The sequence below is a fragment of the Kluyvera sichuanensis genome (assembly GCF_040930405.1).
Taxonomy (GTDB): Bacteria; Pseudomonadota; Gammaproteobacteria; order Enterobacterales; family Enterobacteriaceae; genus Kluyvera; species Kluyvera sichuanensis.
The window spans coordinates 1203844-1226820 of record NZ_CP162271.1; the positions used below are offsets into that span (position 1 = coordinate 1203844).

Consider the following 22977-nt stretch of genomic DNA (forward strand, 5'->3'; position numbering starts at 1 on the left):
CTGAGTCAAATGCTCTTGTCTCTTAGGCCATTCTCACCTGCATCCGCTTTCTGGATGCAGGTAAACTGCGAAAGACAATTCGAAAAAATCCCAATCATCGTATTGGTCATTATCGCATGGTCAGGACCATACGGAATTTCACATCTCCTGACATCACTCGCTGATAAGCCTCATTGGCTTTCTCAAGAGGCATTGTTTCAACGCGTGCGCGCACATCGGTCAACAGACTGAAGTCGAGAGTTTTTTCCACTTCATATGGCGTGCCGGTTATTGCCCCTTCAATCGCAATTTCATTACCCACCATCTGTCCAGGTGCAATTGTGAGTGGATCTTTGCCGGCACCCACAACCATAAATTTTCCCGCCGGTGCCAGCGCTTTGATCAATTCAGACGCAGCCGCGCTATCCGTAATCGTGGTGATAATAACCTGCGCACGTCCCATCTTTTTCAGCTCTTCAACCGCATTGACCTTGCGTGTATCCAGATAGATGTGAGCGCCAAGTTCTTTGACGTCCTGGGCAATGTCATCCCCACGCCCTACCGCAACAACCCGGAATCCCATTTTCTTTGCGTATTGCAGCGCAAGATGGCCCAACCCGCCAATGCCCTGAATGGCAACGGTGTCACCAGGGCGCGCGCCGGATTTGATTAAGCCATTAAAACAAGGCTCTCTTGTAACGCTCCGTCCTCTGCTGAAAACTGATGCTCCGCTATTGATTGATGTGGCTGAAGATGGTGAGCTTTGGTCCCTGCCATTTACGGTAGTTCCTTCTGCAGACGCCGTCGATTCGTACCCGCCTCTCTGGCTACAGGCAAAAGAAATGATCCGGCGTTTTGCCAATAGGCAACGTACCAACGGCGGATGATTCTGGTCAACTTCCCTCGCCCGTTTAGCGGCGAGTTCATATTCCTTAGCTGCGGTATTGAGTACTCGCCCTGGTTAACCTGAAAATGATTATTCCAGATTCTTGAATTCTGAAAGCAAAACTAATCCACATACAATGATAAATACGCACTTTATACTTGCCTCATTCTGATGACGAAAGAGATATCAAAATGACTAACGTATTGATTTTGGGTGCTGCGGGTTCCCTGGCGCGGGTGGCGACACGCTATCTGCTGGATAATAGCGATGTTCATCTCACCCTGTACTTACGCAACCCCAAACGATTAAACAATCCCGACCCATCTCGAGTGACGATTGTGGACGGCGATGTGCTCAACGCGGAACAACTGACCGGTGCCATGCATGGCCAGGATGTGGTCTATGCCAATTTATCTGGAAATATGAAACAACAGGCGCACTGCATTGTTAAAGCGATGACATCAACCGGTATGACCAGGCTGATTTTTATTACTTCAATGGGTATTTACGATGAAGTTCCAGGTGAAAACCACGGTAGCGTATTAACGCCGTACCGGGAATCCGCCGCTGTTATTGAAGCATCCGATCTGGACTATACGCTGATTCGTCCCGCCTGGTTTACAAACGGAAGTGAAGTGGAATATGCATTAACGCATAAAGGGGAGAATTTCTCTGGTAGCAACGTTTCCCGATTAAGTATTGCCGATTTAATTAATCGACTGGTGACGACGCCTGGACTCTATTTTCGGGAAAGTTTGGGCATTGCCCGCATTTAGAACCAGAGTGGAAATGGCCTATTGCCGAACGCCTTTCTCAGATAGAACGCCAATGTCATTCATCACGAAGCCCTGGCGGCCTCACCAGCCGCCAGAGCATGAATGACATCAAACCGTTTTTTCCAGCACCACCACACACTGGCCCGCTCGCACCGAAGAACCCGGCTGAACGCGCACCTGGCTGACCACGCCGTCCTGCGAGGCTACCAACGGGATCTCCATTTTCATCGACTCCAGGATCACCAGCACGTCCCCTTCGCGCACGGTTTTGCCCACCTCAACGTTGACCTGCCACAGATTGCCCGATATCGGGCTGTCGATACCCGCCTGTCCTGGCCGCAACGGCGCATCATCGCCCTCATCCACCACCACGTCGCTGCTGTCGAAATGTGCCTGACCGTTGGCAATCCAACGCTCGCGCTCTGCGTCAAATGCCCCCTGCTGATGGGCGCGGAATGCGTCAATGCCAGGAGCTTCATCCGCGAGGAACCGCTGGTAGTCCGCCAGATTCAGCGTGGTATGTTCGATACGCAGCGGATAACGGCCCAACGGAAAATCACGGCGAATGGTCAGCAGTTCGTCGGCAGAGACCGGGTAGAAACGAATCTGGTCAAAAAAGCGCAGCAGCCACGGCTTACCACCAAAATCATCAACCGCGTGATAGCGATTCCACATCTGCAACGTACGGCCGACGAACTGATAGCCGCCCGGCCCTTCCATGCCATAAACGCAGAGATACGCCCCGCCAATTCCCACCGAGTTTTCCGCAGTCCAGGTTCGGGCCGGGTTGTACTTGGTGGTGACCAAACGATGACGCGGGTCGAGCGGCGTCGCGACCGGCGCCCCAAGATAGACATCCCCTAATCCCATCACCAGATAGCTGGCGTCGAACACCGTCTTATAGACTTCATCGATATTTGCCAGATCGTTGATACGACGAATAAACTCCAGGTTGCTCGGACACCATGGCGCATCGCGGCGCACGGTGGTCATGTATTTATCGATGGCTTTCTGACACGCCGGATCGTCCCAGGAGAGCGGCAGCCAGACGATACGCGATGGCACCGCCAGTGATGCCTGCTCGCAAACGCCCTGCCATACCCCGGAAACTATCTCCAGAAGGGTTGCCAGACTCAGCGTTTCCGGCTGATAGTGAATTTGCAGTGAGCGAATCCCCGGCGTGAGATCGACGATCCCGCACAGTGATTTTTCTTCCAGCGCCTGCATCAACGCATGCCCGCGAAAACGCAGCACCAGATCCAGTTCCGGCTCGCCAATCTCCAGCAACAGGTGAGTATCACCGGAGAGTCGCGCCACCAGGCGCTGGTCTGCGTGTCCTTGTTCCAGCACCACCGGTGACTTAAGGGCAACAGGTTTCCAGACAACCTCCTGTGGTTCGAGGCTAGCGATCTCAGCTTTCTGAGCCTGCGCCAGACGGCGTGCGGTGGCGATATCAACCGGCACAAAACGGATTTTATCACCGGCTTTCACCTGCCCGACCGCCGGTAAATCGGCCTCAATAATGGTCACCGGACAGACAAATCCGCCCAGACTTGGGCCATCCGGCCCCAGGATCACCGGCATATCCCCGGTAAAATCGACCGCACCAATGGCGTACGGGTTGTCGTGAATGTTTGACGGATGCAGACCCGCCTCGCCGCCGCTCTCACGGACCCACTCCGGTTTAGGCCCGATCAGGCGCACGCCGGTCCGGCTGGAGTTAAAATGCACTTCCCATTCGGTGGCGAAAAAGGTCGCCATGTAGCCCGGCGTGAAATACTCCGGCGCGCCGTGTGGGCCGTAGATCACCCGCAGTTCACGCACGGTACCCAGCGTGGTGCGTAGTGCATATGGCAGTTCGTTCTCCTGAACGGGTTCGGTTAACGGCGCAATATGCAGCACGTCACCGGTGCGCAGCGCCCGTCCGGCGTGGCCACCGAACTGCCCCAGGGTGAAGGTGCTTTTGCTGCCCAGATAGTCCGGCACGTTGAATCCGCCGCGCAGGCAGAGGTAGCTGCGTACACCCTGATGGCTTATTTCACCCATGCGTAAGGTCATGCCCGCCCGTACGGTGAAAACACGATTATTCATCAGTGGCTCGTTGTCCAACGTTAACGCAATCTCTGCGCCGGTGACCACCAGTTGTGCATCGCAGTTAAATTTGAGCGTCGGGCCGCTGAGGGTGATTTCCAGCGCGGCGGCACGCTCATCATTGCCCAATAGACGGTTACCTAGCCGCAGCGCTCGGCTGTCCATCGGGCCAGAGGGCGGAACGCCTACCGCCCAGTATCCTGTACGCCCGGGATAATCCTGCACCGTGGTCTGCGTACCCGCGTTAAGCACCTCCAGCGTGGAGGCCTGATAGTTGAGCCCTTCCAGGCATCGGGTCCAGGGTTCACCGCGAACAAACGGTGTGAAGGTTAAAATCTGCTGCAGATAGCTGCGGTTGGTTTCCACGCCGTAAAGACGGGTCTCTCCTAACGCGGTATGCAACGCCTGAACAGCGGCTTCGCGCGTCGGTTGCCAGGCGATGATTTTTGCCAGCATCGGGTCAAAAAACGGCGGAATATCGCAGCCGGACTCCACCCAACTGTCGATACGCAGCGTACGGCGATCGTTTGCCGGAAACACCACTTCGGTAAGCAGCCCCGGAGACGGCTGGAACTGGCGGCCGGGGTCTTCAGCATAAACACGGGCCTGAATAGCATGACCATTCGGCTTGAGGGTTTCACGCAATGCCGCCAGCGGGGGCAACGTCCCCGCCGCCAGTTCAATCATCCAGCGTACGAGATCGACGCCCCATACCTGTTCGGTTACGCCGTGTTCAACCTGCAGGCGGGTGTTGACTTCCAGGAAATAAAACCGCTCGGCGTGGCTGTCGTAGACAAATTCGACGGTGCCCGCGCTGCGGTAGTTGACCGCTTTACCCAGCTTAATCGCCGCTTCACACAGTGCATTTTCCATGCCGGCAGGCAGGTTTGGCGCGGGAGTCTCTTCCAGCACTTTCTGGTTGCGGCGCTGTACCGAGCAGTCGCGCACACCGAGAGCAATGACGTCTCCTCTGCCATCGCCAAACAGTTGTACTTCAAGATGTCGCGCCCGTTCGATGTATTTCTCGATAAACACGCCCGCGTCGCTAAAGTTGTTTTTCCCCAGTCGCACCACGGCGTCGAACGCATCGTTCAGCTCTTCAGCGCTATAGCACACGCGCATGCCGATACCACCGCCGCCCGCCGTGCTTTTCAGCATCACCGGATAGCCGACCTGCTCAGCAGCGTTCAGCGCTTCGTTCACATCCGCCAGCAGTTCCGTGCCTTCCAGCATCGGTACACCGTGCAATTTCGCCAGCGCACGCGCGGTATGTTTCAGCCCGAACAGACGTAGCTGTTCCGGTGTGGGGCCAACAAAGGCGATCCCTGCTTCTTCACAGGCTTCCGCAAACGCCGCATTTTCCGACAAAAACCCATAACCTGGGTGAATAGCCTGGGCGCCACTGGCCTGCGCCGCGGCAATCAGTTTGTCTATCACCAGGTAAGTATTGGCCGCCGGGCCCTCGCCCAGGCTCAAGGCTTCATCCGCCTCACGGATATGCAGGCTGCTGATATCAGCCTCAGAATAGACCGCCACGCCGCGCAGATGCATGGCGCGCAGGGTACGCAGGATGCGGCAGGCAATCGCCCCGCGGTTCGCAATCAGGAGTGTCGTCAACATAGGTCAGACTCAATCGTGGCGGGTCGTCCCGCCGGAATTTGGCTCACCCATGGTCGTCCACGGGGGCAAAGGCGTTTACGGCAGGAGGCGTCCGGCACGGACTTCAAACAGGCGATAAATCACCTGACGCAGGCGTTGCCAGCGAGTTGGCGTTAGTTCCATATCAGCACCTCGGCAGGCGTTGGGTTCCAACCGTTGCAGGGGTTGTTCAACTGTGGGCAGTTGGAGATGAGCACAATGACGTTGCACTCGGCGCGCAACTCCACGTATTTACCCGGCGCGGAGATCCCATCCTCAAAGGTCAGCCCGCCCTGGGGCGTCACCGGTACGTTCATAAAGAAGTTGATATTCGCGCCAATATCGCGCTTTTGCAGGCGGCCGTCGTGCAGGCAGGCGCAGAGGAAGTTATCCCGGCAGCTATGCATGTGCCGTTTGTCGAGAGCATAACGTACGGTATTGCTCTCCTGTGCGCAGGCGCCGCCGAGCGTATCGTGACGGCCGCAGGTGTCGGCGACGATGGTCAGCAGCGGGTTGCCGAGGTTTGAGTAGAGCACGCTGCCGCTGGTGAGATAGGCATTATTCTGGCGACGCAGCGTACGCTGGGCATCGTAGCGTTCACGGGGTTTATCCGCGTTATAGAACAGCGTGTCTACTGCCTGATTGCCTTCCAGATCGAGCAGACGCAGCGTTTGCCCTTTCTTCACTTCAAACAGGTAAGGTTCACCCGCCGGGATCACATGGCGGAAGCTGGCGTGTTGGGCTTGTTTCTCGCTGGCTATGGTCATCTTGTGGCTCCTTAGAGGGCAAAAAGTTGGGTGTTGGTAAGGGCGCGTTCGTTTTCCGGTCGCATCAGCAACGCGTTAATAGCAGCGTCTTCATCTTCAGCCTGTCTCCAGCTCAACTGCACCGGGCGCGGCGCATATTCGCGGGACGGATCCATGGGATGTTGAAGCGCGGTCATCACTATCAGCGTGTCCATCGGCGCAAACAGCTCGACATAGCTACCCGGCTGCGAATGGCCGCTGTGGAAGCTAAACTGTCCGTGGTCATCTACCGTGACCTTGCTGAAAAAGTTGATCACCATCAGCAGATCCTCAAGGTTGAGATCCCACTTACCCATCTCGACCAGCAGGTTGTCGGTGCCGTTACGGTAGAAACCATTCCGCAACGCCTGGTAGCGCCCCTGCCCGTATTTTTCCGCCACTTCCTGTGCGGTCAGTACGCCGCCAAACGGGTCGTGCCAGCCGCTAGTATCGGCAGTGATCCCGGCCAGCACGCGGCCCATGTCGGAGTAAAAACAGTGCCCGGCGGTGAGGCGCGCTGTGTGCTGACCTTTCAGCGTATCGGGCAGGTTCAGACGCTCGCTTTTGTGGTGCGGGTTAAGCATCAGCAGGCTGACGTTTGCCCCGCCGTCTATATCCGTCATGCGTAGGATCTGTCCGCGTTTGAGCACGAATGACAGGTGTCCACCGCCTGGCAGAACCTCTTCGCGCAATGGTGTGTTCGTTTTCATAGGGTTACCCTTTTAATGCATAAACGTTGTCGGGAGCCGTACCGCTCAGCGCGGAGAGTCGCGTCTCGTTAAGCGGAATGTCATAAGTAATGCGCGCGCCAAAGGCATTCGGTGCCTGCGGGTCGATGCGCACTTTGTCGAACACCAGTAAACGGGTGCCGAGGTTGAAGCCTTCGGAAAGATCGTGCGTGACCATAAATACGGTCATCCGGGTTTCACTCCACAGTTGCAGCAGCAGCGCATGCATGTCTTTGCGGATGCCAGGGTCGAGTGCGCCAAAGGGTTCATCAAGCAGCAGCACGCGGGGCTGCATAATGAACGCCTGGGCGATGGCTAAACGCTGCTGCATGCCGCCGGAAAGCTGTGCCGGGTACTTATCCAGCGCATGGCTGAGGCCCACTTTTTCCAGCATCTCCGCTGCCCGTTCGCGCGCCGCACGTTTTTTGGCACCGAACAGTCGCCCGAACAGCGGCGATTGCGGTAGCTCGAGCCCAATGGTGACGTTATCCAGCACGCTAAGGTGTGGGAAAACGGAATAACGCTGAAACACTACGCCGCGGCTGCTATCCGGCTCGGCGCTAAGCGGCTTACCATCCAGGGTAATCGTTCCACGGCTTGGCGCTTCCTGACCGAGCAGCAGGCGTAGAAAAGTCGATTTTCCACAGCCGGATGCCCCAACCATCGAGCAGAACTCGCCCGCTTTGACCTGCAGGTTCAGACGCTCCAGTACGACGTGGTCGCCATACTCCTGCCAGATATTGTTGATAGTGATAAAGCTCATGCCTTCCCTCCTTCCGCCCAGGGAAAACAGGTTTTATGTAACTGACGTAGCCCCAGATCCATCAGCCATGCCAGCAGCGTTATCCACAGGACGTAAGGGATAATCACGTCCATGGCCATATAGCGGCGCACGAGGAAAATGCGGTAGCCCAGCCCGGCAGTGGACGAAATCGCCTCGGCCGAAATCAGGAATAACCATGCCGATCCCAACAGCAGACGCAGCGAGGTCAGCAGACGGGATAACAGTTGGGGCAACACCACGCGCAGGACCAGCGTCCAGCTGTTGGCGCCCAGCGTTTGAGCTTTAATCAGGATCTCCGGCGGGATTTCGCAGGCGCGATGCTCCAGATCGCGTGCCAGCATCGGGGTGATGCCAATAACAATCAGCATCACTTTCGACAGTTCATCCAGCCCGAAAACGATAAACAGCACCGGTAATATCGCCAGCGGCGGGATCATCGACAGCACCGTCATCAGCGGTGACAGCGACGCGCGCCACAGCGGGAACACGCCGGAGGTCACGCCAATACACAGGCCCAGCAGTGAGGCAATCGCCAGCCCAACCAGCAGACGCGCCAGGCTGACCAGGGTATCGACCCAAAACAGATACTCTCCGCTGCGTTTATCCGGGGTAAACGCCATCCGCGATAGCGCGTCCAGCATCTGCTGTAGACCCGGCAGTAGCTTGTCCTGCGGGTTCGCTTCCAGCCGCACTGCAGAGCCAAAAAAGTAGGCCGCAAGCAGCAGGAAGAAAGGCAGCATGACCAGCATCAGCCGCAGACCAGAAGTGGGATGACGATTAATTTGTCGCATGGAAATTCCGTCCGTTATCACAGCGTGCCGGCAGCGGCCATTTTCACGAAGCTGTCGTCAAAGCGCAGTTTGACGTTACGGGCATCGCCTTGGGTTACGTTGCCCGGGAAGCTCATGCCGATAAAATCAGCGCTCTGCGCACCATCACCCAGTAGACCTTTATCGAAGGAGAACGCGGCCACGCGCTGCATGGTTTTCGCCAGTTCAGGAGAGCTGATAAAGGCAATGTTGTCCTGCGGCGTATAGAACAGATGGGTGGTTTTGAGCTGTGCCTGATACCCAGCCAAATCGGTACCGGAGGCGGCGGCCATCGCATTTAGCGCGTTAGCATCCTGGGCTTTCATCAGCCCCATCATCTCGTACCATGCGCCGGTCAACGCTTTGCCGAGCGCGGGGTTGTCCTTCAGGGTTTCGCTGTTCACCACCATCATGTCGATAAGCTCGCCCGGCACCTGCGAAGAGCTGAACACTTCGGTGGTTTTTGGGGTGCCTTTGATGACGGAAAGCTGCGGGTTCCAGGCCACTGCGGCCTGTACGCTAGAGGTGCCGAACGCCGAGACAATATCAGCATCCGACGTGTTCACCACGGTGACGTCTTTCTCCGCCAGCCCGGCTTTTTCCAGGCCACGGACCAGCAAATAGTGAGAAACGGAGAGTTCTGGCAGGTAGACCTTCATCCCTTTCAGGTCTTTGAGGGTTTTGCCCTCGCCCTTCATCACTACGCCGTCATTGCCTTCCGAGTAGCTACCGAGGATCAACGCGGTGGAATCCACCCCACCCGCAGCGGGAATGGTGAGCGCATCCATATTGGTCATCGTGCAGCCGTCGAACTGACCTGCGGTGTACTGGTTGATGGATTCGATGTAGTCGTTGAGCTGGACAACGTTGATTTTGATACCGTACTTGCTGGCCCATTTATCGATGATTTTGCTACTGCTGATGGTGCCCCAGGGCATCCACCCGGCGTAAATGGTCCAGCAGACGTTGAACTCTTTTTTCACTGCAGCAAAGGTAGGGAGACTGACCAGCATTGCCAGCGACAGTACAAGAGAGCGGAGTAATGGCGTTTTTTTCATGCTTGACCTCTGAGTGGCACAAAATTAGGGGGCAGCGCGACACCAACTGGTGCTGCTGTCTCCCGGGCTTTTGTCCCGCCGTGTAACCTCTCAGAGGTCGCCCGCTCTCGGACCAGTCATTCACCGAAGTGAACCGGAACCCTAGCCAGCTATTGGTCAAATTGTGTGTGCTGCCCTTTCATATTTATCTAAGCAAGGGGTATGCCAGGTTTTAATTATCTTGTTTTTCAGGTGATTAGCGATTTCCAGCAGTGCCGATTCACTATTTTGGGGAGGGTTTGTGGGGCGGGTGCACTGCGGTGGTGCCGGGAGGATGTTATACAGAACAACAATGATTCCCCGGCACGCGAACGCACGGATAGAACTCGTCAATAATCGCCTAACACGCAGGCATTTCCCTCTATCTTCAGCACTACGGCCATATTCACCTGCCATCTTTGCTGACTGACCGTTTTCACTTGCAGCACATCAGACCACGCCGGAGAGACGAGCGTTAGCGTTGAAAAATGGCCGGTGAAATCCACATCGACGATGGTCACGGCCTGATCCGGATCGCTGCCGGATAGATAAGGCGCGATGACAACCTGTTCAGGGCGCAGCATGATGCGTTTTTCACCGCGCGTGAGTGGGTTATCCACCGGGATCGCGCCCAGCGCGCAGTTTGCCACCCCGCCGCTCACCCGCGCCGGGAAAATCAGCGCATCGCCGAGAAACAGCGCCGTAGCTTCATCTACCGGTTGCGAATAGACCGCCATCGGCGTCCCAACCTGGGCGAAACGACCCTTGCGAATCACCGCAATCTGGCTGGCAAACGAGAGCGCCTCCTGCTGGTCGTGGGTGACCAGAATCGACGCCACCCCGGCCTCATCCAGCAGATCCGCTGTGGCTTTGCGCGTTGCCGCACGCAGCCCGGTATCCAGCGCAGAGAACGGCTCATCCAGCAGCATCAATACCGGCTCCTGCGCCAGAGCGCGCGCGAGCGCAACACGCTGCTGCTGCCCGCCGGAGATCTCATGCGGCCAGTGATTGGCCAGTTCATGGCTGAGGGAGACCAGCTCCATCAACTCTGCTACCCGACGCTGATTGTCCTTTTTTGACCCCTTCAGGCCGTAGGCAATGTTATCGGCCACTTTCATATGTGGGAACAAGCCGCCTTCCTGCGGCACAAAGCCGATGCCGCGCTGGTGCGCAGGCACAAAGGTGTTGGCATCAAACAGCGTTTTGCCATTCAGGACAATCTGCCCGCTGTCCGGCGATTCAAAACCGGCCAGAATACGCAGCAAGGTCGTTTTGCCTGAACCGGACGGGCCGACAATCACCGTGCGGGAGGACGGCATCACCGTCAGGCTCAGATCCTCAAGCACCGGCATCTGGCCAAATTTTTTGGAGATATTCGTTAATTCAATCATCTTACAGGCCCGCTAATTTTTGCGACTGCACGTAAAGGAGTCCGGTCAGCGGCAGCGAGATCAGCACCATCAACAGTGCGTAAGGCGCTGCGGCAACATAATCAATTTCACTGGTCAGCGCCCAGAATCCGGTGGAGAGCGTTTTGGTACCCAACGGTGAAAGCAGCAGCGTCGCCGTGAGTTCGTTGGTAATGCCGAGGAACACCAGCGCGCCGCCGGCCGCAGCCCCCGGTGCGGCCAGACGCATGGTGATCCCCCAGATGGCGCGGGCCTGGGTTTTCCCTAAACTACGGGCAACGTTTTCCAGTTCCAGCGGTGCCTGCGCAATACCGGCGCGCAGATTCACCAACCCACGCGGCATAAACATCAGCAGATAGGCCAGAAACAGCGTGAACTCGGTTTGATAAAGCGGACGCAGATAATGGATGGTCACGGTGACCAACGACAACGCAACCACAATCCCCGGCAGCGAGCTGGTGAAGTAGTTGCACGCCTCAAGCGCGCGGAACAGCGGACGCGGGTGACGCACCGTCAGCCAGGTCACCGGGATCCCCGCCAGCATAATGAGCAACGCACCGCCGGAGGCCAGCACGATGGTCTGGCGCAACGACAGCCAGAGGTCGGCCTGAGCCCAGTTTTCGATGCCGCCCAGCCACAACCAGCGACAGAGCACTGCCAACGGCACCACCAGAGCCAGCATTACCACCGCTAGCGAGAAAAGCTGCCCTATCACGCTTAGCGGTAAATTCAGCTGTAGACGATGCTGTTCGCGCGGCGCACCTGAACCCACACGAGCATAGCGCGCTTTACCACGCGTCGTCCCTTCAAGCGTCAGGAACATCAGGCAGCAAAGTGCCAGCACGCCCGCCAGCATATTGGCCGCCGGGCCGCTAAACGTCGACTGGAACTGATCGTAAATGGCGGTGGTAAAGGTATCAAAACGGATCATCGCGTACAGGCCATATTCCGCCAGCAGATGCAGGGTGACCAGCAACGCGCCGCCCCAGATAGCCAGTTTCAACTGGGGCAGAACGATACGGAAAAAAGCGGCCAAGGGCGGCGTGCCTAATGACGCGGCGACGTCTTCTAGTGTCGGATCGAGGCGGCGCATTACCGCAGAGACCGGAAGATAAATGAAGGGGTAGTATGCCAGCACCGAGAGAAAGACCCCGGCGCCCAGGCCATGAATGGACGGCACCGCACTGACCCAGGCGTAGCTCTGCACAAAGGCCGGGATCGCCAGCGGTGCGACGGCCAGAACTGACCAGATACGGCGCCCGGCCAGGGTGGTTCGTTCCGTGAGCCAGGCAAGCATCACCCCTACCAGCACACAGAGCGGAACGGAAATGATCACCAACAGCAGCGTGTTGCTGAGCAGTTCAGCAACACGCGGGCGGAAAATGAGTGCCTTGACCGTGTCCCATCCGGTGTCAAAACCAATCACCACCACAAAAGCCGGGGGGATCATCGATAACAGCGCGAACAGTATCGCGAGCAAAATCATCGTCAACGCCGGACGGCGTCGCACCCCACTGCGCCGGAGATCCGGCGCGTGGGTAATATTAACCACTGACATCAGGCACTCACCACTACATCAATTAAAGAAGGCCAGCTTGCGTCATCAAATCAATGACTTTTTTGTTGTTGAGCGTGGAGGCTTCAACTTTTGGTGCATCCAGATCCTTCAGCGGAACCAGTTTCGGGTTGGAGGCGGCATTCACGCCCACTGCGTATTCAAACGCATCGTTGGTGCGCAGGCTGTCCTGACCCGCTTTGCCGGTGATGTATTTCACGAAGGCCTGTGCCTGCTGCTGATGTTTGCTGGAAGCCAGTACGCCGCCACCGGAAATGCTGACAAACGCGCCTGGATCCTGGTGTTTGAAGTAGTGCAGTTGGGTGTTTTTGCTGTTTTCACCGGTTTTCGCCTGGTCAACAAAACGGTAGTAGTGATAAATCACCCCGCCATCAATTTGGCCAGCGTTGACGGCTTTCAGCACCGTGCTGTTACCTTTGTAGGCCACGAAATTAGCTTTCATCCCTTTCAGCCATTCCAGCGTCGCTTTCTCACCTTTCAGCGCCAGCACTGCGCTGACGATAGCCTGGAAATCAGCACCGGATGGAGACGCGGCCCAGCGCCCTTTCCACTCAGGTTTCGCCAGATCCATTAACGATTTTGGCAGCTGGGATTCATTCAGCTTAGCCGGGTTGTAGACGAACACGGTGCTACGCGCCGCGATACCAATCCAGCGCCCGTGTTCTGGACGGTAAGCCGGAGCAACCTGGTCCAGGGTGGCTTTATCCAGCGGCGCAAACAGCTTCGCGTTATCAACCAGCACCATCGCCGGGGAGTTTTCAGTCAGGAAAACGTCAGCAGGAGATGAACTGCCCTCCTGCACCAGCGCGTTGCCCAACTCGCTGTCGCCGCCGTTACGCAGCGTCACCTTGATGCCGGTCTCTTTGGTAAAACCGTCAACCCAGGATTTCACCAGGTTTTCATGCTGCGCGTTATAAACCACAAGACCGTTGTCCGCCGCGCTGGCGAACGGTGTTAACAAAACAGATGAGGTCAGCACCGCAATGGAGCAGAGGGATGAGAAACCAAACTTCATACGTTAATCCTTTATAGAAATGAGTAGATAACACCTGAATGCATAGCGAGTGGATTAAAGCACATCAATATGAAGATGGTAATGATAATGATTTCAATTATCACATAACGGTATGAAATAGGGAGAATGATAAGAATGCTGCAATAAAAATCCTGAATTGCAACCTTGAGGGTCGATAAGATTAAGAAATCCTTAAGGAAATGTTTATGGTGGGTTGTTTCGCCACGGTAGTCGAACTAGCCCTTATACTCACTGACGTTAGGGAAACCTGTTTAGGGAAACCTGACACGGAGAAAGGACCCTGGCAGCGAGGGCCAGAGAGTGAAAAGGGGGACGTCCAAAGGTGTTAAGTAAGGATAAACAAATTCTGGCTATTAAGTTTTATAATGAAAGAAAACATACCGTCACACAGATATGTGAATTGATGGGAGTATCGAGACCCACTCTTTATAAATATATAGATGCATCAAAAAGCAAAACATCAACGATCATTGGCGGTTGACAATAATATCTTTTCACATTATGGTCCAGATGGAATTGAAATTCAGTCGAAAAGGAGGCATAAATGTCATATCATAAACCACGAATATACCGACTGAAAGGAACAGTTGGTAGTTGTGGAACCAATAATCCTGATGACGTAAAAAAAATACAGCAAATGATAATTGGTGCAGGATACCAGTTGTCTACGGGAAGAACCATCAGAGCAAATGGCGTATGCGGTTTGGAAACCGATCAGGCGATAATATGGTATCAACGTCTTTTGACACTTTCCCCTACCGGACTTATTCATCCCACAGATAGTTTCTTTATTCAGGCTATGGAAAATGCGAACTCTCCAGGATGGAGACCACAACATACATCAGGCTCTCTCCGGGTAAGTGAGGGACAAGTAACATTTGATTCAGAAGGAATTGATTATATCACCGCAGTGGAGCCTTTCAGGCAGCAACGTTATCCTAGTTTTTCCCGAATATTACACTGGCCCCCAAAATTCTCATCAGGTGTAACGCTGGGACGAGGGTACGATATGGGGAGTCGCAGTAGTGGCGAGATATTCTCAACACTCAGGCAGGCTGGTATTGAGGAATATAAAGCTGTTATATGTTCGAAAGCATCACACCTTAGAGGCCGTCAGGCTGGACAGTTTGTGAAAGTTTATGGTCCCCTTATTGGTGAGATCACTCACACTCAGCAAATCAGACTTTTTGAAATTGTATACAGAGAAAAACTCAATTATGCGCAAGGTGTATATTCAAGAAATTCACGCCATGTGACTAATGCTCTCACCTGGTACAAAATCGATAAAGGAATACGTGATGTTTTTGTAGATACCATATATCAGGGAAATAGGACTGCACCAGACATGGTGAAAATAATGGCGCGAGGTGGAAGCAGAAGTGAAATAATAACGCATCTTAAAAACGATCCGATTTTAAGTGGTGACAGACGAAGAAATGAAATAAGGATAGGGAGTCTAATTAAATGATCAGATTTTTTGCTATTTATATACTTGGGGCGATACTTTCATCTTTCGCAGCTAATTCTTATGCTGCATCGAATCTAGACTGTATCGTCAAAAACAAAGAAGTTTCCGCCTGTGCAGAAAAACATGAAGATAATGACAGTGAGTGTTTTTCTGCTGTAAGTAAACTAACAGAAAAAAAATTAAATACTGCCTATCAGGATAAATTAAAAGAGATTTCAAATTACGATTATAGCCAGTGGTGGATGGGAGAAAAAAAACAAAGGGAAGAAATGAAAGAAGCTTTTATCCGAAGTCAGGAACTATGGTTGAAATATCGTCAGGACTACTGTAAGGCAGCCAGCGCCGGGGCTGAGGGAATTGATGGTTATGGTGTAATAGCGTTAAGTTGCCAGATAAACATGGGGATAAGGCGCATAGAAGAAATCAGAATGGTACACCCTGATCTTTCAGATGGTTAAATCCCGTCGATACTTTCGACACTAATCATTTGCCCATAAATAACGAAAACTGTTCAAAAAACGTACTTAACGTACGTTTTCGTACGATTGGGCTTCAGACCCCATTAATCAACGGGGAGTAGGTCATCGGCAATGTCCGCTTCTGGCACAAACCTGAAGCGCCCCCCATCGCTATCAGACACTTCATCTGCTCCCGTATAAACCCCGGCGTCGCTACGCTCGGCCGGGCTACAATGGTTATCGGCCTCTTCTCTACCCCTGGCTTTCTGCGCCGCGTTTGCGCCAATCGCTCACAACCAGCCCCATAATCATTAAGGCAATCGCTACACCGAAAATCAGGCTAGTGAGGTTCGCACCTAACCCGATACCGCCGTTATCTACCGGCTGTGACAACAGGTCGCCGCAGGCTGCACCGAAAGGACGGGTCAGAATATAGGCTGCCCAGAAGCAAAATACGCGGTTAGCCTTAAAGATAAAGCAGGCTCCAGCCACAATCAGGATCCAGGTACCGAAGAACGCCGCTGCACCGTAATACCCCAGATTAACGCTTTCTGCTAACCAGTCACCCACCGCCGTTCCGAGTGCAAAGGTTGCCAGAATCGCCAGCCAGTAAAACGTCTCACGACTGCGGCTATCGATGTGATGAATAGACAGCGTGCCTTCCCGGCGATACCACACCACGAAGATAACCAGCAAAATAAGGCTGAATACCAGTGAAGAGAGTACCAGCGGCACATTCCACGCATCGGTGAGATTATCGGTTATCAAGGTGCCAAAGACGCTGATAAATACCACCGTCAACCAGTACAGTACCGGCTGGTAGCGCGTTGCGCGCATCTGGCAAAACAGCGATACGGCAAGCAGAATGCCGGTCACTATCGAGGTAATGGTTAAACCAAAGTGCAAATCCATATTCAGGAAATCCGCCGCCGTTTCGCCCACGGTGGTCGACATCATTTTGATTAACCAGAATACAAGGGTAATTTCAGGGACTTTATTGAGCCACGCTGTCTGAGCCTGCGGAATCGCCATAGCGTTTTTCTCGTATCAGGGAAAGGGATATTTCCGTAGTGAATGTTCCGGAATTATCGGCTTTCAACCATGACCACAGCGAAACCTCTGGATGACAATTTTGTTAGATTCCCTGGCGTTATCGTTACATAGGCAGTATCAGGGTAAAGCTGCTGCCCTGGCCTGGGGTGCTTTCTACCTGCACGCTGCCACCGTGCAATTCTGCGATCGTTTTTACCAGCGCCAGCCCCAGCCCGGTGTTATCAGCGCTGCTGCGGGCGGCATCCACGCGATAAAAGCGGTCAAAAATATACGGCACATGTTCCGGGCTAATCCCCTCACCGTTGTCCTGCACGGCCAGTAATACCGAGCCGTTCTCCTGAGAGGCTTTGAGGTGCACGGCCCCACCCTGGCCGGTATGGCGAATCGCATTCGACAGCAGGTTTGAAAGCGCCCGCTGCAAATGCAGCGCATCCGCATGGAAAGAGACGTCGCCCTCGCAGGTTAAGCGGATATTCTTTTCTTCCGCCAGAATCTCATAGTAGTCCATCAAGCGTTCAAAGACGGTGACGCTATTGAGCGGCTCACGATGCAACGTTTCCCGGCTGTTATCGGCTCTGGCCAGAAACAGCATGGAGGAAATCATCCGCGACAGCCTTTCGCCCTCTTCGACTAAAGCGGCAAGCGTCTCCCGGTACTCCTGCGGGCTGCGGTCTTTGCTTTGCGTAACGCTGGCGGCCGAGATGAGGTTATTAATCGGGCCGCGAAGCTCATGGGCAATGTCAGATGAAAAACGGCTAAGCTGCTTAAAGGAGGCTTCAAGTCGGGTCATCATCCGGTCAAAGGAGGTTGCCAGCGCGTTTAGTTCAGACGGCCATTGTCGGGTAGCAAGACGGGTGTCTAAATCTTCGGCATGGATATACTCAATTTCACGGCTGATCTGGCGCAACGGTAGCAGGCCGCGGCGGGCAAGCCAGTAGCCGATGGCTGAAAAGACCACGATAGCCAGCGCGACGGCAATCTGCATGCGCTGCCAGTAATCTTCAATGATTTCATTGTTGCGAGAAACGTTGAGCGCAGCCTGGACCAGCCACGGCTCGTTCCCTTTCAGGATAAAGTTGGTGGAAGCAATCAGATACTTTTCGCTGGTTTCCCCCTGGCGGTAGCGCCAGGAATGGTAGGCAAAATCGCGGGAAGGCGCAGGGAAATCGACTTCAGGCACGCGCATATTTTTCGACTGCGCCCAGACTTTACCGTCCGGGCTGATAATGCGCAGTGAGAGCCTGTCCTGGCGGGCAATAAACTCAAACAGCTCCTGCTGCCAGAGCTCCGTGGGCCCCTGGCGTTCGCTGATGGTCGTGGCGATTTCCTGCTGAAACTGCAAAGTGCTGCGCAGTTCACTCTCATCCTTCTGGCTAAGCTGATTGCGCATTGTGGAATACAGCAGCCCGGAAACGCTATACAGCACCAGCGTCATGGCAACGGAAAAATAGAGCGTCAGCCTAAGCGTTATCGACATTTTACGCGGGATCAGCATCTTGTCTCTCTTCCAGAACGTAGCCTGCGCCGCGAATCGTATGCAGCAGTTTAACGTCAAAATCATCATCAATTTTGCTGCGCAGACGACGGATGGCGACGTCAATAACGTTGGTTTCTGGATCAAAATTCATATCCCAGACCTGCTCTGCCAGCACGGTACGCGATAACACCTCCCCACTTCGCCGCATCAGCAGGTTCAGCAGTAAGAACTCTTTCTGCGTCAGCTCGATGCGCTTGCCTTCGCGGGTCACGCGGTGTTTATGGAAGTCGAGCTGCAGGTTGCTGATTTGCAGTACGGACTCTTCCAGCGGCGCGCTATGTACGGTCTGGCGACGCATGATGACGCGCACCCTTGCCAGTAGTTCGCTGAAGGAAAATGGCTTGATGAGATAATCTTCTGCACCCAGCTCAAGTCCTCTGACCCGATCTTCCACTTCGTCTCGCGCGGTCAAAAACATCACCGGCGTTGCCCTCCCCGCCTGGCGCGCTAACTCGAGGATCTTCCAGCCATTCATTCCGGGTAGCATCACGTCGAGCACTGCCAGGTCGTAGTCGTTGGTCAGCAGAAAGTGCAGCCCGTCGACGCCGTTATTGGCAACATCGACGACGAAATCATTCTCTCTCAGCCCTTTTGCGATATAGTCAGCCGCCATCGACTGGTCTTCTACCAACAGTAGTCTCATTGTTCCTCCAGCAATGGTGCTGTATGCGCCTGCGGCCGTGCAGTCCGTTCAAACAGCAGGTATAAAACGGGCGTGATAAACAGCGTAATCAGCTGCGAAAAGAGCAGCCCACCGACAATCGCCACGCCCATCGGCTGACGAAGTTCGGCACCCGCCCCCCAGCCGAATGCGATGGGTAGCGCCCCCATCATGGCGCAAAAGGTGGTCATCATAATAGGGCGAAAGCGCTGCAGGCAGGCCTGAATAATAGCGTCATGGGCAGATAAATTATGCTGGCGCTGCGCCGCCAGCGCAAAATCTATCATCATGATGGCATTCTTTTTGACGATCCCGATGAGCAGTAGAATGCCTATCATGGCGATAAAGGTGAGATCCAGATTACATAGCCGCAGCGCCAGCAGCGCACCGACGGCCGCCGAGGGTAAACCCAGCAAAATGGTCAACGGGTGGATCCAGCTTTCATAGAGCACGCCAAGGATGACGTAGATAACCGCCAGCGCCATGATAATCAGCCAAATCTGGCTGCTCTGCGACTGCTGGTATAACGCCGCCTGCCCGGCGTAGTTGCCGAAGACCGACGCGGGCATCTGCATGTCGTTCTCAACCTGCGCTATCGCAGCGGTGGCATCCGACAGTGACTTACCGGGAGCAAGGTCGAAAGAGACGGTAATCGCCGGAAGCTGCCCCTGATGGTTAACGGCGGTAATGCCCTGCGTGCGTGAAATCGTCGTGAAGGTCGTCACCGGCAGCAGCGTATTGGCGGCTGAACGCACATAAATCTTCGCCAGATCGCTCTCATTCTGGCGGAACGGTTGCTTCACTTCCATTATCACCTGGTAGCTGTCTTCCGGCGCGTAGATAGTCGAGACCTGCTGGGTGCCATAGGCGGCATACAAATTGCTGCGGATCTGACTGGTATCGACACCAAGAAGCGAGGCTTTGTTGCGGTCTATCTGCAGGTCGGCTTCCAGCCCGTTAAGCTGCGAGTCGCTGTTGACCCCGACAAACACGCCGCTCTTTTTCATTCCCTCCATCAGCTTGTTCGCCCAGGTGTTCAGCGCGAGCCCATCGCTGCTATTGACGGACTGCAGCGTATATTGATAGCTGCTTTTAGACGAACGGCCACCAATTTTCAGGTTTTGTACCGGGCTGAAAAATACGGTAATTCCCGGCATATAGCGGGTCTCCGCGCGCATCTGCTGCACAACCTGCGGCATCGCCGGGCGTTGCGAAAGATCTTTGAGCGTCAGCGCCACCTGCGTGGTGTCGTGATCGACTTTGGTGACCATATCCGCCACGGCAGGATCTGCAAGCAGCGTTTTGCCGATTTGCTGCGCGACGGCGAGACGACCGTCGTATGACATGTCCTGTGGCGTATCAATATTCGCCGTGATTTGGCCTATATCTTCCTGCGGGAAGAAGCTTTTCGGCGCGCTCCAGTAGAGGATAACCGTGAGCAGTACCGTAGCCAGCGCCGCAAGCACCATCCACATTTTATGGGCAATAACGACATTCAGCGCCCGCGCGTAGCCTTTCAGTACGGCATCAAACCCGCGCTCAAAATGACGACTCCACCCAGGCTGTGGTTTTTCAATCTCATGGTCTTTGATTAGCAGCGATACCAGCAGCGGAACCAGCGTTAATGATGCCGCCGCCGAGACCAGAATCGCCAGCGAAACCACCCATGCGAATTCATGGAACAGCAGCCCTAATGTGCCTGGCATCAGGAAAATAGGCAGGAAAACGGCGACTAATGACAGCGAGATAGAGATAACAGTAAACGCCACCTCGCGCACGCCCAATAGCGCGGCTCGCCGTATCGTCTCCCCCTGCTCTCGATAGCGCATGATATTTTCCAGCACCACGATCGCATCATCGACCACCAGTCCCACGGCGATAGTCAGCCCCATCAGGGAAATACTGTCCATCACGTACATCAGGGCAAAAGCCCCAAGCAGCGACACCGGCACGCTCAGCGCTGGGATAAGCGTGGCCCGTAGCTGGCGCAGGAACAGCAGGATCACCAGAATAACCAGCGCGATAGTGACCAACAGCGTGATATTCACGTCATGGATTGCCTGACGAATAGACAACGAACGATCGTTGAGCAGCTGTAGGTGTACCGATGGCGGCATCTGTGATTGCAGCCGTGGCATCAGCGCCTTAATGGCATCGATGGTTGAAACAATGTTGGCGCCCGGCTGACGGCTGATATTCAGCACAATCGCCGTGTGACCATTCACCGAACTATAGCTCAGGGTGTTTTCAATGCTGTCCTGAACGCTAGCAACATTAGCCAGACGCACCGGCTGGCCGTTGCGGGTCGCAATAATAACCTGTGCAAAATCGGCCGCATTACGCAGATCGCCGCGAGTTTGCAGCATCATCATCTGCCGCTTGCCGTCCAGCTCCCCGATAGGCGTATTGGCATTTGCCGATTTCAGCGCCGACTGTACGTCCGTGAGGGTCAGGTCCATCGCCGCCAGCTTGTTAGGATCGATTTCGGCCCGTACTGCATACTTCTTCTGCCCATTCACGGTCACTTCCGCCACACCATTAATCGTGGAGAGCGCTGGCGAGATCAGGTTATCGCTGAAGCGGTTAAGATCCGACAGCGTCATTGAGGGCGAGTCGATAGCGATAATGGCGATGGGCGCGTCGGCCGGGTTGACCTTGCGAAACGACGGCGGCGTGGTCATTTCTGAGGGTAATTTTTTCATCGTCTGATACAGCGCGGCCTGCACGTCCACCGCCGCCGAATCAATATTCACCGAAGGGTCGAACTCCATCACAATGGTAGTAGCGCCCTGCAGGCTGGTTGAGGTCAGCGTCGATATCCCGGCGATGGTGGAGAGGTTTTTTTCCAGCGGCGTCGCCACTGATGAGGCCATAGTTTCCGGGCTGGCGCCAGAGAGCGACGCATTGACCTTAATCGTCGGTGTATCAAACTCGGGCAGTGCAGCAACCGGCAGCCTCGTCCAGCAAATGACCCCGGTCACAATCACCGCTAGCCACAGCAGCATCACGGCAATCGGTCGGGATAAACACAGTTCAGCAAACTTCATGACTTAGGCTCCACGGCTGTTGCATGGCGCGCCTGTCTGACCGTTATGCCTGGGCGCAACGCGTTAGCGCCTTCGACCACCACGTGGGTGCCCTGCGCCACACCATCGACTATCGCCATACCTTGCTGCATGCGCAGCAGATTGATGGTCTGGGTGGAGACGCGGCTGGCATTATCGATAAGAAACACAAAATGACCTTCCGGACCATTCTGTACCGCCTGCGGCGGCAGTACGACGACATTCTGCACCCCGGCATCAACGGTGACATCCTCGAAGGCTCCCGGCCACAGCAGATGGTCCGCATTGGCAAAGTGGGCTTTAAAGGCCATCGTGCCGGTATCCGCACTGACGGTGTTGTTAATGAAATCCAGTTCTCCCGCTACGTTTTCGCCTTGGGCATTTTTTACCCATACCTTCACCGGCCCCTGACGCTGGGCGGCCAGCACCGCATTAAGACTGCTTTCGGGTAAAGTGAATGAGACGCCGACAGGATCGAACTGGTTGATACTGACCAGCGGTGAAGCGCTACCTGGCTGCACCAGGCTGCCGATGTGAACGTTTAACGCCCCCGTTTTACCGCTAACCGGGGCATAAATTTTCGTATATCCCAGCTGTGCCTGAGCCGTCTCAATATCCTGCTCGGCGGCGTTGCTTTGCGCGGCGTACTGCTGCTGCGCGCTTTTTAGCGTGTCCCAGTCTGACGCTGAAATATAGTTCTTCGCTTTCAGGCTGCGGCCACGGGCAAGATCGTTCTGTGCTTTCGCCAGTAAAGAATGGGATTCTGCCAGCGTCGCTATCGCATGGCGTAACGCGGCCTGCTGCGTACTGTCATCCAGCGTGAACAACAGCTGCCCCTGCTTAACAAAATCCCCCTCCTTGAATGCCACCGATTTTACCGTTCCCGTAACCTGAGACTGAATATCGACCTGATTCAGCGACACCACATGCCCCTGAGTAGACAGCCGTAGAGGTACCGACTTCACCTCGGCGGGGCTCAGACTAACAAGGGGTTCGGTTGCTTTGTGTATGGGGGCCGCATCGCTGTTCTGGCGAAAGATAAAAAATGAAATGAGGCCAGCCCCCAACATCAGGCCGATGACAAGCAGTGGCCTTGCGCGAAGTAATGTCATGGTAATTCACTGTTGGTAAGAAATGAGGCCAGTCTACTCGGGGGAACCCT

The 22977-nt window shown here is 54.9% G+C and carries 19 protein-coding genes and 1 riboswitch; of the genes, 4 read left to right on the forward strand and 15 right to left on the reverse strand.

Features of this window, described 5'->3' with window-relative positions:
• Positions 1 to 109 precede the first annotated feature (109 nt).
• Positions 110 to 595 (reverse strand): zinc-binding dehydrogenase, encoded by a 486-nt coding sequence (locus tag AB2B48_RS05990; RefSeq protein WP_368301099.1) that lies wholly within the window; start codon positions 593 to 595, stop codon positions 110 to 112.
• A gap of 461 nt (positions 596 to 1056) precedes the next feature.
• Between AB2B48_RS05990 and AB2B48_RS05995 the strand changes: the two genes are divergently transcribed.
• Entirely contained in the window at positions 1057 to 1641 is a 585-nt protein-coding gene (locus AB2B48_RS05995; RefSeq protein WP_368301100.1) for an NAD(P)H-binding protein, read from the forward strand.
• 108 nt (positions 1642 to 1749) lie between these two features.
• Here AB2B48_RS05995 and uca read toward each other — a convergent pair whose 3' ends face one another.
• The 9 genes from uca to AB2B48_RS06040 form a co-directional block, all read right to left on the reverse strand.
• Positions 1750 to 5352 carry an urea carboxylase gene (gene uca, locus AB2B48_RS06000; RefSeq protein WP_368301101.1) on the reverse strand — a complete coding sequence of 1201 codons (3603 nt, stop codon included), beginning with the start codon at positions 5350 to 5352 and terminating at the stop codon, positions 1750 to 1752.
• Positions 5353 to 5504: 152 nt separating this feature from the next.
• On the reverse strand, positions 5505 to 6137 hold the full coding sequence (locus AB2B48_RS06005) for an urea amidolyase associated protein UAAP2 (protein ID WP_185666340.1): 633 nt from the start codon (positions 6135 to 6137) through the stop codon (positions 5505 to 5507).
• Positions 6138 to 6148: 11 nt separating this feature from the next.
• A complete protein-coding gene (locus AB2B48_RS06010) occupies positions 6149 to 6865 on the reverse strand; it encodes an urea amidolyase associated protein UAAP1 (RefSeq protein WP_368301102.1) in 717 nt (238 codons plus the stop codon).
• Between the two features lie 4 nt (positions 6866 to 6869).
• Positions 6870 to 7646, reverse strand: coding sequence for an ABC transporter ATP-binding protein (locus AB2B48_RS06015; RefSeq protein ID WP_185666342.1), 777 nt, complete (start codon positions 7644 to 7646; stop codon positions 6870 to 6872).
• Positions 7643 to 8458, reverse strand: a complete 816-nt coding sequence (locus AB2B48_RS06020) for an ABC transporter permease (RefSeq protein ID WP_185666343.1) — start codon at positions 8456 to 8458, stop codon at positions 7643 to 7645. The genes AB2B48_RS06015 and AB2B48_RS06020 overlap by 4 nt, the downstream gene beginning before the upstream one ends.
• A 17-nt stretch (positions 8459 to 8475) precedes the next feature.
• Positions 8476 to 9534 (reverse strand): putative urea ABC transporter substrate-binding protein, encoded by a 1059-nt coding sequence (locus tag AB2B48_RS06025; protein WP_368301103.1) that lies wholly within the window; start codon positions 9532 to 9534, stop codon positions 8476 to 8478.
• 57 nt (positions 9535 to 9591) lie between these two features.
• Positions 9592 to 9690: riboswitch (guanidine-I (ykkC/yxkD leader) on the reverse strand.
• Between the two features lie 212 nt (positions 9691 to 9902).
• Positions 9903 to 10943: an ABC transporter ATP-binding protein gene (locus tag AB2B48_RS06030; protein WP_368301105.1), complete on the reverse strand. Its 1041-nt coding sequence runs from the start codon at positions 10941 to 10943 to the stop codon at positions 9903 to 9905.
• A 1-nt stretch (position 10944) separates the two neighbouring features.
• Positions 10945 to 12519 carry an ABC transporter permease gene (locus AB2B48_RS06035; protein WP_368301107.1) on the reverse strand — a complete coding sequence of 525 codons (1575 nt, stop codon included), beginning with the start codon at positions 12517 to 12519 and terminating at the stop codon, positions 10945 to 10947.
• A 22-nt stretch (positions 12520 to 12541) separates the two neighbouring features.
• Positions 12542 to 13552 (reverse strand): iron ABC transporter substrate-binding protein, encoded by a 1011-nt coding sequence (locus AB2B48_RS06040; RefSeq protein ID WP_368301109.1) that lies wholly within the window; start codon positions 13550 to 13552, stop codon positions 12542 to 12544.
• A 343-nt stretch (positions 13553 to 13895) separates the two neighbouring features.
• Here AB2B48_RS06040 and AB2B48_RS06045 point away from each other — a divergent pair, with 343 nt between their 5' ends.
• From AB2B48_RS06045 to AB2B48_RS06055, 3 genes are all read left to right on the forward strand, one after another.
• Complete coding sequence (locus AB2B48_RS06045; RefSeq protein WP_368301110.1) at positions 13896 to 14054, forward strand: helix-turn-helix domain-containing protein; 159 nt, start codon at positions 13896 to 13898, stop codon at positions 14052 to 14054.
• Between the two features lie 63 nt (positions 14055 to 14117).
• Positions 14118 to 15041, forward strand: a complete 924-nt coding sequence (locus AB2B48_RS06050; RefSeq protein ID WP_368301111.1) for a peptidoglycan-binding protein — start codon at positions 14118 to 14120, stop codon at positions 15039 to 15041.
• Positions 15038 to 15499, forward strand: a complete 462-nt coding sequence (locus AB2B48_RS06055) for a lysozyme inhibitor LprI family protein (RefSeq protein ID WP_368301113.1) — start codon at positions 15038 to 15040, stop codon at positions 15497 to 15499. The genes AB2B48_RS06050 and AB2B48_RS06055 overlap by 4 nt, the downstream gene beginning before the upstream one ends.
• A 252-nt stretch (positions 15500 to 15751) precedes the next feature.
• Here the strand turns inward: AB2B48_RS06055 and AB2B48_RS06060 are convergent, their stop codons facing one another.
• From AB2B48_RS06060 to AB2B48_RS06080, 5 genes are all read right to left on the reverse strand, one after another.
• A complete protein-coding gene (locus tag AB2B48_RS06060) occupies positions 15752 to 16531 on the reverse strand; it encodes a hypothetical protein (RefSeq protein WP_368301115.1) in 780 nt (259 codons plus the stop codon).
• Positions 16532 to 16655: 124 nt separating this feature from the next.
• The gene (locus tag AB2B48_RS06065) at positions 16656 to 18047 is read right to left on the reverse strand and encodes a heavy metal sensor histidine kinase (protein ID WP_368301117.1); all 1392 of its coding nucleotides are present in this window, start codon (positions 18045 to 18047) and stop codon (positions 16656 to 16658) included.
• Entirely contained in the window at positions 18031 to 18732 is a 702-nt protein-coding gene (locus tag AB2B48_RS06070; RefSeq protein WP_368301119.1) for a heavy metal response regulator transcription factor, read from the reverse strand. The genes AB2B48_RS06065 and AB2B48_RS06070 overlap by 17 nt, the downstream gene beginning before the upstream one ends.
• Complete coding sequence (locus AB2B48_RS06075; RefSeq protein ID WP_368301121.1) at positions 18729 to 21797, reverse strand: efflux RND transporter permease subunit; 3069 nt, start codon at positions 21795 to 21797, stop codon at positions 18729 to 18731. The genes AB2B48_RS06070 and AB2B48_RS06075 overlap by 4 nt, the downstream gene beginning before the upstream one ends.
• Complete coding sequence (locus AB2B48_RS06080) at positions 21794 to 22738, reverse strand: efflux RND transporter periplasmic adaptor subunit (RefSeq protein WP_368301122.1); 945 nt, start codon at positions 22736 to 22738, stop codon at positions 21794 to 21796. The genes AB2B48_RS06075 and AB2B48_RS06080 overlap by 4 nt, the downstream gene beginning before the upstream one ends.
• Positions 22739 to 22977: the final 239 nt, after the last annotated feature.

Coding starts and splice junctions, on each gene's coding strand:
- AB2B48_RS06070 (WP_368301119.1), bottom strand. CDS start 18,732: ATGAGACTACTGTTGGTAGAAGACCAGTCGATGGCGGCTGACTATATC.
- AB2B48_RS06055 (WP_368301113.1), top strand. CDS start 15,038: ATGATCAGATTTTTTGCTATTTATATACTTGGGGCGATACTTTCATCT.
- AB2B48_RS06060 (WP_368301115.1), bottom strand. CDS start 16,531: ATGGCGATTCCGCAGGCTCAGACAGCGTGGCTCAATAAAGTCCCTGAA.
- AB2B48_RS06020 (WP_185666343.1), bottom strand. CDS start 8,458: ATGCGACAAATTAATCGTCATCCCACTTCTGGTCTGCGGCTGATGCTG.
- AB2B48_RS06005 (WP_185666340.1), bottom strand. CDS start 6,137: ATGACCATAGCCAGCGAGAAACAAGCCCAACACGCCAGCTTCCGCCAT.
- AB2B48_RS06025 (WP_368301103.1), bottom strand. CDS start 9,534: ATGAAAAAAACGCCATTACTCCGCTCTCTTGTACTGTCGCTGGCAATG.
- AB2B48_RS06035 (WP_368301107.1), bottom strand. CDS start 12,519: ATGTCAGTGGTTAATATTACCCACGCGCCGGATCTCCGGCGCAGTGGG.
- AB2B48_RS06050 (WP_368301111.1), top strand. CDS start 14,118: ATGTCATATCATAAACCACGAATATACCGACTGAAAGGAACAGTTGGT.
- AB2B48_RS05995 (WP_368301100.1), top strand. CDS start 1,057: ATGACTAACGTATTGATTTTGGGTGCTGCGGGTTCCCTGGCGCGGGTG.
- AB2B48_RS06010 (WP_368301102.1), bottom strand. CDS start 6,865: ATGAAAACGAACACACCATTGCGCGAAGAGGTTCTGCCAGGCGGTGGA.
- AB2B48_RS06075 (WP_368301121.1), bottom strand. CDS start 21,797: ATGAAGTTTGCTGAACTGTGTTTATCCCGACCGATTGCCGTGATGCTG.
- AB2B48_RS06040 (WP_368301109.1), bottom strand. CDS start 13,552: ATGAAGTTTGGTTTCTCATCCCTCTGCTCCATTGCGGTGCTGACCTCA.
- uca (WP_368301101.1), bottom strand. CDS start 5,352: ATGTTGACGACACTCCTGATTGCGAACCGCGGGGCGATTGCCTGCCGC.
- AB2B48_RS06015 (WP_185666342.1), bottom strand. CDS start 7,646: ATGAGCTTTATCACTATCAACAATATCTGGCAGGAGTATGGCGACCAC.
- AB2B48_RS06030 (WP_368301105.1), bottom strand. CDS start 10,943: ATGATTGAATTAACGAATATCTCCAAAAAATTTGGCCAGATGCCGGTG.
- AB2B48_RS06065 (WP_368301117.1), bottom strand. CDS start 18,047: ATGCTGATCCCGCGTAAAATGTCGATAACGCTTAGGCTGACGCTCTAT.